The following is a 10,113-nucleotide window of genomic DNA, read 5'->3' on the forward strand; positions in this document are numbered from 1 at the left end:
ACAGACCCCAGGGTCTGGTCGCGCGCCGAATCCCGGGTAGTCGTTTTTTCGTATGTAAGTGCTCAATACTTACATGGAGCGACGCACTAAATACGGCATCTTTCTGCTGGTCTTCCTCATCGCAGGCTTATCTATCTATGGTCTCTGGCATCAATTATACGGTGGCGGCAAGGCCCTCGCCAAAGCGGATTACCATATCGCGGCGCCCGACCTGATCGCGGCTTTCGACCGGAATGAGGGGTCGGCCGACAGCCTCTACCTTTATAAGGTGATCTCGGTTAGCGGGGTCCTGCGAGAGCTGGCGACCAACGGCAAAAGCGAATATATCGCGAGGTTAGCCGGAGACCGGAATGAGAAGACGACGGTGGATTGTCACCTTGACAGTTTATACAAGCAGGGCGAGCTCACCCTTCGGGCTGGTGACAGCGTTACCATCAGGGGGACCTGCACCGGGCGCTGGCTCAACATCATTCTGGTTCAATGTATAATAGAAAAATAGCGATTGTAGTACAATAACTACAATCCTTCTAAGTGCAAGCGACTATATTTTTGAATCCAAATACTTAGGGCCGACGTTAGTCGTTAAACTAGTGCTAACTTCCGGAGTCATTATCCCATGGAAGCAGCTATCCTTATGATCTATAAACAAAAAGCCCGTATCTGTATCCAACGAAACGCCTTATCTCGCATGAGCCCCGCTAAAATCTAATATCAATTCTAACACAAACCCAATTGTGCTATGAAACAAACCCTGCAATACAGGATACTTCCGTATAACCGATACAATTCCTTTTACCAGGAAAGAGAGAGCTTTTATCGTAGTTTTATCAACCAGTATTATCTTGATTTTGCCCACCAGGTATTGTCCCAGCAACATCCCGATCCTTATCTCACCAAGACGTTGATAGCACCCCATGATATTCAGTTCGGGGCTACCCCCCGGCGGGTCATCTGGAAGATAGGTATGCCTTCCTTCCAGGTGAAGGACATCAACGATTTCAAGGATCACAAGATACTTTTCTACCGGACGAAGCTGCTGCGCCAGAAAGTGCTTATCCAATTCCACTTTATCGACAGCTTCTTCTATTATTCTCAACTTTCCTTCCTTTCCTTTACGGATAAGACCAATAACATCCTGTTCAATTCCATCAAAACCAAATATGCGTGCCCCAGTGTGCTGGAAGGTGAGGATCGCGTTGTTATGACAGACATCTGTAATAACAAGCTCATCATCGAGAAGGGTATCTACCTTACGGTAAGCTATATCACCGGTGACCCCTATCCACGCCAACTGATGGAAACACAGATCAAACAGAAGTACGACCTGGTTAACCGGGCCGACAACTATGAGATCGACAGGCTCAGCAGAATCCTCTAATTTATACCGGCTACGCCCTGCCAGGTTTATGACGATCATTGGTTGCGAATTAATACGCAGCCAATGATTTTTTTTACTAACTTCGGTAAATGGTTGTTTAACTAACCAATTTAACCATATGAACCGTATCATCAAAAAAGTGGCTGTGTTGGGTAGTGGCGTCATGGGTTCGCGGATTGCCTGTCATTTCGCCGGCATCGGGGTTCAGACCTTATTGCTGGACATTGCGCCAAAAGAGTTGACCCCGGCGGAGTCGGCAAAGAAGCTGACACTGGAACATCCGGCCGTCCGCAACCGGATTGTCAACGAGTCTCTCGCGGCAGCCCTCAAATCCAATCCCTCACCGGTGTATATGAAGGAGGTGGCTTCCAGGATCAAGACCGGGAATTTTACAGACGACTTGAAGAATATTGTCAGTTGCGACTGGGTCATCGAAGTGGTGGTCGAGCGGCTGGACATCAAACAGCAGATTTTTGCAGAAGTCGAGAAATACCGGAAGCCAGGGACGTTGATCACATCCAATACTTCCGGGATCCCCATCCACCTGATGGCTGAAGGCCGGAGCGAGGATTTTAAAAAACATTTCTGCGGAACCCATTTCTTCAATCCTCCCCGCTACCTGCGGCTGCTGGAGATAATCCCCACGCCTTATACGGATGAGGAAGTGACCCGCTTCCTGATGCATTATGGGGACCTTCACCTGGGCAAGACAACGGTATTGTGCAAGGATACCCCTGCCTTCATCGCCAACCGCGTGGGAGTCTACAGCGTGATGTCCATCTTTCATCTCGTTGACGAAATGGGGCTCACCATCGACGAGGTGGAAGCGCTGACGGGACCGCTGATCGGAAGACCCAAATCCGCTACTTTCCGCACCTCGGATGTGGTGGGTATTGACACGCTTGTCAAGGTGGCGAAGGGTGTCGCCGACAATTGCCCCAAGGATGAACAACGGGGGGCTTTCGCCATTCCGGCCTGGCTGGATAAGGTGGTCGCCAACAACTGGCTTGGGGATAAGACGGGGCAGGGTTTCTTTAAGAAGACAAAAGGAGCAGGTGGTGAAAAGGAAATTCTTACCCTCAACCTGCAGACGATGGAATATGGCCCACGCCAGCGGCCAAAATTTGCTTCCGTGGAAGCGGCGAAAGCCGTCGACGATCTGTACACCCGGCTCCGGATGTTAATGCAGGGCGCCGACAAGGCCGGCGAGTTCTGCCGGAAATTCCATTATGGGCTTTTCTCGTATGTCTCTCACCGTATCCCGGAGATCTCGGATGAGCTATACCGGGTTGACGATGCGATGATGGCGGGTTTTGGCTGGGAGATCGGCGCTTTTGAAAGCTGGGACGTGTTGGGCGTGGAGGCGGCAGCGAAGAAGATGAAGGAAGCAGGTTATAGCGTGGCGGGATGGGTGGATGAGATGCTTGCGGCGGGAATAAAAACCTTTTACAAAGTAGAGAATGGAAAGCGATTGTACTATGACATCCCCAGCCGGCAGTATGTCGCGTTGCCCGGTGGGGAAGCTTTTTTGGTGATGAAGAATTTTGCAGGGCAGACGGTCTGGAAGAACAGCGCCTGCAATGTATATCATTTGGGTGACGATGTGCTGGGACTGGAATGGAACACCAAGATGGGCACCATCGGCGGGGAAGTGCTGGAAGGGATACAGCGGGGAATAGGAATGGCGGAGGAAAAGTACAAGGGACTTGTCGTCGCCGGTGACGGGGCCAACTTCAGCGCGGGGGCGAATGTGGGATTGATCTTTATGCTGGCCATCGAACAGGACTACGATGAACTGGATATGGCAGTGAGGCAGTTTCAGCAGACGATGATGCGGGTGCGGTATTCGGCAGTGCCGGTGGTAGTGGCCCCGCATGGACTAACCCTTGGTGGCGCTTGTGAGATGAGTCTGCATGCCGACCGGGTTGTTCCGGCGGCGGAATCTTATATCGGGTTGGTCGAATTAGGCGTGGGGCTGATACCCGGCGGGGGTGGAACAAAAGAGTTCGCGCTCAGGGCCGCCGATGAGATGCATGATGGCGAGCCGGAGACGATCACGCTGAAAAACCGGTTCTTTACGATTGCAACGGCCAAGGTGTCGACCTCCGCGTACGAGGCCTTCGACCTGGGCATCCTGAAAAAGGACAGGGATATCGTCAGTATCAACCAGGGCAGGAGGGTCGCAGAAGCCAAGAGTGCAGTGATCGAGCTATATAACGACGGTTATACCATGCCCGTGCTCCGAAAGGATGTCCGGGTTCTGGGGCGGAGCGCATTGGGTATGTTGTACTCCGGGATCCACTCGATGTGGCGGGGCCAGTATGCCACTGATCATGATGTAGTGGTCGCCAAAAAGCTGGCTTATGTTATGTGTGGCGGCGATCTCAGCGAACCCGCGTTGGTAAGCGAACAATATCTCCTCGACCTGGAGAGAGAAGCTTTTCTCAGTCTTTGCGGCGAAAAGAAGACACTCGAACGTATACAAAGCGTACTCAAGGGTGGGAAGCCGGTACGGAATTGATACACGGGAATTAGTATATTGCGCCATGGGCGAAGCTGAATTAAATACCTCTAAACACGAATTGACGATCAGGTCGCTGCTCTATTTCTACGGTGGCGCTGCCAACCAGGCACTGGCCATACAAATAGCCGATGATATCAGCACCGCCTGGAATGCTCCCCGCGGTCGCGTCCGCATCAGGAGGGAATGGTATGATGTGCAGTTCATCATCGAGGGGTATTACAAACCCGATCTGCAGCCGGCGGCAGTGTGGCACAATACAGACCCGCGGCTGAACTTCTTCCGGGTGGAAGAATTCTCCTTACACGATATCTCATCTGTCGACGGATTAGGTTGTAATACGGGTTATTTCAAATTGGGCAACCTGCTGAATCATTCTACCACCGCAGCTCACGAATACGGGCACACGCTGGGGCTGGATCATCCCCAGGACCTGGATATCCGTGGAAAGGGTCAGCCGGGTATCATGTATCCCCGCGGTACGCTCTGCGACCCGGAGTACCAGTATGATCCCGCTGCGCCGGCGGGTGGCCCGGGGGGCACGCTGAATCCCTTCAAGCGCCGGGTTCTGGAAAGCGATATTGCCGGGCTCCGGCTGTCACGGCTCTCTTTTGACAGCCAAAGTCTCTCCATCCTGGGGGAATTCTCTTCGCTTTATCATCAGAAACATGAGGATGTCGGCCGGGTTATAGAATGAGGCGGCAGTGCGAGGGCCACCTGTGGCTTCAGTTCCGCGGCAGCAGCGCTGCCAGGGCTTTCTCTATGGAAGGATAGATAAACTGGAACCCGATGGACCGGACCTTTTCCGCACTCACCGTCGTACTCTTCAACACTTCGATGCTCATCTCCCCTATCATTATCTTCAGCAGGAAAGAAGGAACATACACCGGGACAAAATACCGGCCCTTGAGTTGCCTGGCCAGGGCCAGGGTCAGCGTGCGGTTATCGACGGGCCGGGGGGCCACAGCATTGAAGACGCCGCTGCAATCGTCGTGTTCGATAGCATGGAGGTAGAGACGGCAGAGGTCTTCGATATGGATCCAGCTGGCTACTTGTTTGCCGCTGCCAAGAATAGCAGCCGCGCCAAAACGCAGGGGTTTACGAAACTCGACCAGGGCCCCGCCTTTTGTGCTGAGCGCGATACCTGTCCGAAAAATAACGAGTCTTTTTCCCAGGGTCGCAACGGGGGCAATAGCTTCTTCCCAGCGGCGGCAGGTCTCGCCAAGGAAGGCGCCGTCGGCGGGGTCTGTTTCCTGGAATGGCCTTGGGTTGGGGATCACCGCGTCGGCGCCATACCAGCCGATGCCGGAAGCGCTGATGACGGCTTTGACTCGATTGGGGATGCCGGTAAGGGCTTGTACGAGCAGGGCGGCGCTTTTTGTACGGGATTCTTCTATTACTTTTTTCCTTTTGGCGCTCCATCGTTTGTCGGCAACGCCGGCGCCGGCAAGATGAATGATGAAATCCGCCTCGCGGATGGCTTCGGGGTCGATGTAGCCCGTGTCGGGGTCCCAGCGGAAGGTATCCGGCTGGGAGGGAGCGGCGCCGCGAGACAAGATCATGACGCGGTGCCCCTTTTCGCGGAGCAGGGTGCTGAGGGCGGTGCCGATGAGGCCGGTGCCGCCAGTGATGAGGATGGTGGACATGATGAGAGCAAGGTACCAAAAAAATCCCCCTGGAGACCCAGGGGGAATAAAACAACTAAAAACAAACTATCGTGTACGGGTTAGTACGGGTTAGTCAGGTCTTTTCCCGTCGAGAAAGGTATTGATCGTACTGATCTCGGTGTTGTTGTTCTCGTCGGTCTTTACTTCATAGTTGCTGTAGAAGTTCTCGACATTGGAGATCGTGTTGTAGAGTTCTAAATTACGGCGGATGTAGGCCGGCACGGTTTCAAACTCATTATTCGGATCGGCAGCATTCACATTAAAGGACAAGTTTCGCAACTTGTTGATCCTTTCTGCTGCCCTGCGTTTGTGATCATCCGCATCGTCCTGCGTGGCAGGCTCCTCTACGGTTGAGTTCGGCACCGAATGCGCGTGAGTTGGATGGGCCCCAGGCTCATCCGCCGTCGAATCCGCATCCCTGAATACCAATTGCATGTCGGGTGAAGCATCTTCTTCCTTTGACGGATCGCTGACAGAGGTGTTCAGGGTCGGCTCCTGCATGGGCTTGTTGTGTTCAGGGTTGGATTGTTGCTTGTCGTAGAAGGCGTCTTCCGCATAGATATTGGATGGCCTTGCAAGGTATCCTCCCGACGCTGCAGACGCAGGAGAACTTTTTGAGGCGGTGGTCGCCTGGATCTTTGGTTGTGGCACCGGTTCGGGTTCGGTTGAGAGCACCCATTCGATGCGGGGTGAGCGCTCTTCAGAGGAAGTAACCAGCCGGGGTTCGCTGGCCGGCGGAGCCGGAGTAGGGTTGGCCTGGCTCGGGTGGGCTTGGACCTGGTGAGCCACCGGAGTCGGGGCCGGGTTGATTACTGAAACCATGCTCTGACCTGTGGATACGGGAGCCGGGGCCGCCTGATGATTGGTCACTGGGGATGGCCCCTGAGCGGCGGGTACGGGGGATGAGGCCGGGACAGGTTCAGAGGCGAGAACAGGCCGTTTTTCTTTGTCCTTCTCTTCAACGGGCAGTTCGAGAGTCATGATGATCTTCTCCTCCTTTTTGGGGGAGCCGAAAGTTTCTGCATTCCGCACCGGGAACGGGTCTTTATGTTCAAATCCGGTGGCGATGAGCGTTATGCCCAGGCTGGAGCCAAGGGAATTATCATAGCCGAGACCAAGGATAACATCGGTGTGCTCTCCGGCGCGGCCGAGCAGGAAATTCTGGATGATGTCCACCTCATCCATGGTGAACTCATGTTCTCCTTCACTCGAATTGATATTGATCAGGATCCATTTTGCCCCACTGATATCATTATCATTGAGAAGCGGCGAGTTCAGCGCTTCTTCGATCGCTTTTTGTGCGCGGCTGTCGCCCTTGGCCGTGGCGCTACCGAGGATGGCTACGCCGCCATTACGCATTACAGTGCAGACATCGGCAAAGTCAACGTTGATCTGGCCCGTGCTGTTGATGACGTCGGTGATACATTTCGCGGCCGTCGCCAACACATTGTCCGCCTTTGCAAAGGCTTCCTTCATTTTCAGGTTACCGAACTGGTGGCGCAATTTGTCATTGCTGATGACCAGCAAGGTGTCTACATAATTTTTCATCGTCCGGATGCCTTCTTCCGCCTGCAACTGTCTTTTCTTCCCTTCATAGGAAAAAGGCGTGGTGATGATGCCCACCGTGAGGATGCCAAGGTCTTTACAGATCTTGGCGATGATGGGTGCTCCGCCGGTGCCGGTGCCGCCGCCCATACCGGCCGTAATAAAGGCCATTTTCGTATTCACCTCGAGGATACCTTTGATCTCCTCCAGACTTTCTTCACACGCTTGTCTGCCGATGTCCGGGTTGGCGCCTGCCCCCAGCCCCTGGGTGAGATGCGGCCCCAACTGGATCTTGTTGGGTACGCGGCTTTGCGCTATCGCCTGTGCATCGGTATTACAAATGATGAAATTCACTCCTTCTATGTTCTGGCCGAACATATGATTTACTGCATTGCTTCCACCGCCACCCACACCAATGACCTTGATAATGGATGACTTTTCCTTCGGTAGATCAAAATGGATCATAACAAAAAATTTAATAAATGAGATTTGCTTGCATAGGGTATGATCTTCATTTATAACTGGTGATCTTCTTCTTCTTTAAACAGGTCGATGATGCCGTCCTTGAATTTTCCCCAGAAATCCTTCACGCCTTTGCGGTTCCGAACGCGCTCGTGATGGAGTTGTTCTTCGGTTGCCGTTGCCTGATGGTTGACGGATTGGGTCTCGGCTTTTCTCAGGTTGTCGGGAACTTCCACTTTCCGGTATTGGTTTTCGAATTCCTTGCGGTTGTGTTCATAGTCGCTGTATCCTTTCAGAATAAGGCCGATACAAGTGGCATAAGTGGGTTTCGCCAGCTCTTCGATATGACCCGCTGCCAGATGCTCCGTCGGATAGCCGATGCGGGCATTGAGGCCGGTGATGTATTCCGTCAGCTGGATAAGGTGTCTCAGCTGGGAACCGCCGCCGGTCATCACAACACCGCCGTTGAGCATCCGGTTGTCGAGCCCCACCTGCTTGAGATGGTAGGTGACGAAGTCCATGATCTCGCTCATCCGGGCCTGGATGATATTGGCCAGGTTCTTTACGCTGATCTCCTTTGCCGGCATGCCGCGCAGCCCGGGGATGGTGATATAGGCATTGGCCTTTGCCTCATTGGACAACGCCGACCCGAATTGCACTTTCATCTGTTCGGCCTGGGTCTTGAGCACGCCCAATCCCGTCTTTATGTCGTTGGTGATGTTCTCACCACCGAAGGGGATAACAGCCGTATGCTTCAAGATTCCCTCATAGAATACAGCCAGGTCGGTTGTTCCGCCGCCGATGTCCACTATCGCTACACCCGCTTCGAGGTCTTCCTGACCCATGACAGCAGCAGCCGAGGCGAGAGGTTGCAGCACGAGGTCTTTTGTATGCAGGCTGCTCTTTTCCACGGCCCGGTTGATGTTGCGGATGGCGTTCTTGTCGCCGGTGATGATGTGGAAGTTGGCGCCGACCTTTACTCCGCCATAGCCGATGGGGTTGGGGATGTTCTGGAAGTTGTCGACGGTAAACTCCTGGGGGATGACGTCGATGATCTGGTCGCCGGCGGGAATGTAGGTTTTATACTGGTCGGCAACCAGTTGATCTATCTCCCGGCGCGTGATCTCCTCATCCGTGTTTTGGCGGACGATGTCGCCCCGGGTCTGGAGGCTCTTAATATGATGCCCGGCGATTCCGACATAAACTTCACTGATCTCCAGATTAGGGTTGGACGCATAACAATTGTCCAATGCCATTTGGATAGCTTTTATCGTCTCGTCGATGTTCAGCACCTGGCCATGTTTTACTCCGTTGGAGTTGGCCCGGCCGAATCCCAATATCTCCAATTTGCCGTACTCGTTCTTGCGGCCTGCTATGGCAGCAATCTTCGTAGTACCGATATCGAGACCGACAATGATCGGTTGTTCCTGATTCATAGTTTAGTTTATTTTGTGAGTTGTTTTTTTACGGTTTTTGGGTGGCATTATTGCCTTTGGTTTTGGGTGGTCAGTCGCGGCCGGGTGGCTGGTAGCAGCCGGATGGTCGCTGGTGACCGGGTGTTCGGGTACGGTGACGGAACTGTCTCCTGCATCGGGCACTAGATCGAGTGGTGTCAGGTTTTGTTCCGTCATCGTATTATGTTCTAACGGGCGGATATTCTGTTGACGAATGGTATCGGGTTGCAATTGCTGTGCCGACCTTATCATCTGCCGGATATTGTTCATTCCCTGGACAGAGTCATAACGCTGCTGCTCACTGCCTTTCTTTACTGCGACGATCTGTCCCGCATAGGAGACATCGATACGATCGTATTTATCGAAACCCGTCCGGCTGAGCACTTCTTTATAGAAGAGGAACAGCCGGTGAAACTTGGCGGAGATGTCGTTGCCATCGCCGAAGGTGATGCGGTGGTCGCCCACTTCCGGTTCCAGTTCGAAGCCTTTGTCCGGAGTGATGGCTACCTGTGCGATCTGGGCTGTCCAAAAGCTATCCCGGTGGATGAAACCGCTAAGATGGAGGATGGCCATCGTCAAGGCGCTGTCGCCGCCTTTGATCTTCTGACCAGGGTAACCGGTGAACACGGGGAGCCGCAACGGTAGTTTGTAGGGCAACTGTACCCCGTTGCTGTCGAGGTAGCAACTGCCGCCCTCCTGGAAAAAGACGCGGGCGACAGGCTCCCTTTCTACGACTTTTACCTGCAGAATACCATTATTATCAAAGAACAGCTGAGCCTCTTTTATCCATACATTTTTCGTCAGCGTTGCTTCCAGGCGGCGAAGGTCAAAGGATTGGATGGCCCTGTTCTGACCTTTTGCCGCGCCTGCCGAGGTGAGGATATCGGCGACACCCTGTTTGTCGATGAAGGGTGCGTCCGATGGCCCGGCGATCGTAATCCTGTAGCCTTTGCAGACGTTGCTGTTGCGGTAGCGAATGGCCGCGACGAGTAAGACCAGCATACCGGTGCCGGCTGCCATCCAGAAGACGGCGGCTACTACTCGTTTGATATTTACTTTAACGGCCATATTCACAATTCAATTTGG

The 10,113-nt window shown here is 53.4% G+C and carries 8 protein-coding genes; 4 read left to right on the top strand and 4 right to left on the bottom strand.

Annotated elements, in window-relative coordinates:
• Window positions 1-73 precede the first annotated feature (73 nt).
• From IEY39_RS15965 to IEY39_RS15980, 4 genes are all read left to right on the top strand, one after another.
• A complete protein-coding gene (locus IEY39_RS15965) occupies window positions 74-499 on the top strand; it encodes an OB-fold protein (RefSeq protein WP_188933303.1) in 426 nt (141 codons plus the stop codon).
• Between the two features lie 240 nt (window positions 500-739).
• Window positions 740-1,378 carry a hypothetical protein gene (locus IEY39_RS15970; protein ID WP_188933304.1) on the top strand — a complete coding sequence of 213 codons (639 nt, stop codon included), beginning with the start codon at window positions 740-742 and terminating at the stop codon, window positions 1,376-1,378.
• A 118-nt stretch (window positions 1,379-1,496) separates the two neighbouring features.
• Complete coding sequence (locus tag IEY39_RS15975; RefSeq protein WP_188933305.1) at window positions 1,497-3,899, top strand: 3-hydroxyacyl-CoA dehydrogenase/enoyl-CoA hydratase family protein; 2,403 nt, start codon at window positions 1,497-1,499, stop codon at window positions 3,897-3,899.
• A gap of 25 nt (window positions 3,900-3,924) precedes the next feature.
• A complete protein-coding gene (locus tag IEY39_RS15980; RefSeq protein ID WP_188933306.1) occupies window positions 3,925-4,596 on the top strand; it encodes a peptidase M10 in 672 nt (223 codons plus the stop codon).
• Window positions 4,597-4,624: 28 nt separating this feature from the next.
• On the opposite strand, the gene IEY39_RS15985 is transcribed toward IEY39_RS15980, so the two are convergent.
• From IEY39_RS15985 to IEY39_RS16000, 4 genes are all read right to left on the bottom strand, one after another.
• Entirely contained in the window at window positions 4,625-5,545 is a 921-nt protein-coding gene (locus tag IEY39_RS15985; protein ID WP_188933307.1) for a TIGR01777 family oxidoreductase, read from the bottom strand.
• Between the two features lie 90 nt (window positions 5,546-5,635).
• Window positions 5,636-7,576 (bottom strand): cell division protein FtsZ, encoded by a 1,941-nt coding sequence (gene ftsZ / locus IEY39_RS15990; RefSeq protein WP_188933309.1) that lies wholly within the window; start codon window positions 7,574-7,576, stop codon window positions 5,636-5,638.
• Window positions 7,577-7,626: 50 nt separating this feature from the next.
• Window positions 7,627-9,009 (bottom strand): cell division protein FtsA, encoded by a 1,383-nt coding sequence (gene ftsA, locus IEY39_RS15995; protein WP_188933311.1) that lies wholly within the window; start codon window positions 9,007-9,009, stop codon window positions 7,627-7,629.
• 3 nt (window positions 9,010-9,012) lie between these two features.
• Window positions 9,013-10,095, bottom strand: a complete 1,083-nt coding sequence (locus IEY39_RS16000) for a cell division protein FtsQ/DivIB (RefSeq protein ID WP_188933313.1) — start codon at window positions 10,093-10,095, stop codon at window positions 9,013-9,015.
• Between the last annotated feature and the right edge of the window lie 18 nt (window positions 10,096-10,113).

It is taken from the genome of Puia dinghuensis, from assembly GCF_014642875.1.
GTDB lineage: Bacteria > Bacteroidota > Bacteroidia > Chitinophagales > Chitinophagaceae > Puia > Puia dinghuensis.

What these genes read in the sequence shown, in the direction of transcription:
- IEY39_RS15985 (WP_188933307.1), bottom strand. Translation starts at nt 5,545, where the DNA reads ATGTCCACCATCCTCATCACTGGCGGCACCGGCCTCATCGGCACCGCC.
- IEY39_RS15965 (WP_188933303.1), top strand. Translation starts at nt 74, where the DNA reads ATGGAGCGACGCACTAAATACGGCATCTTTCTGCTGGTCTTCCTCATC.
- IEY39_RS16000 (WP_188933313.1), bottom strand. Translation starts at nt 10,095, where the DNA reads ATGGCCGTTAAAGTAAATATCAAACGAGTAGTAGCCGCCGTCTTCTGG.
- ftsA (WP_188933311.1), bottom strand. Translation starts at nt 9,009, where the DNA reads ATGAATCAGGAACAACCGATCATTGTCGGTCTCGATATCGGTACTACG.
- IEY39_RS15975 (WP_188933305.1), top strand. Translation starts at nt 1,497, where the DNA reads ATGAACCGTATCATCAAAAAAGTGGCTGTGTTGGGTAGTGGCGTCATG.
- IEY39_RS15980 (WP_188933306.1), top strand. Translation starts at nt 3,925, where the DNA reads ATGGGCGAAGCTGAATTAAATACCTCTAAACACGAATTGACGATCAGG.
- IEY39_RS15970 (WP_188933304.1), top strand. Translation starts at nt 740, where the DNA reads ATGAAACAAACCCTGCAATACAGGATACTTCCGTATAACCGATACAAT.
- ftsZ (WP_188933309.1), bottom strand. Translation starts at nt 7,576, where the DNA reads ATGATCCATTTTGATCTACCGAAGGAAAAGTCATCCATTATCAAGGTC.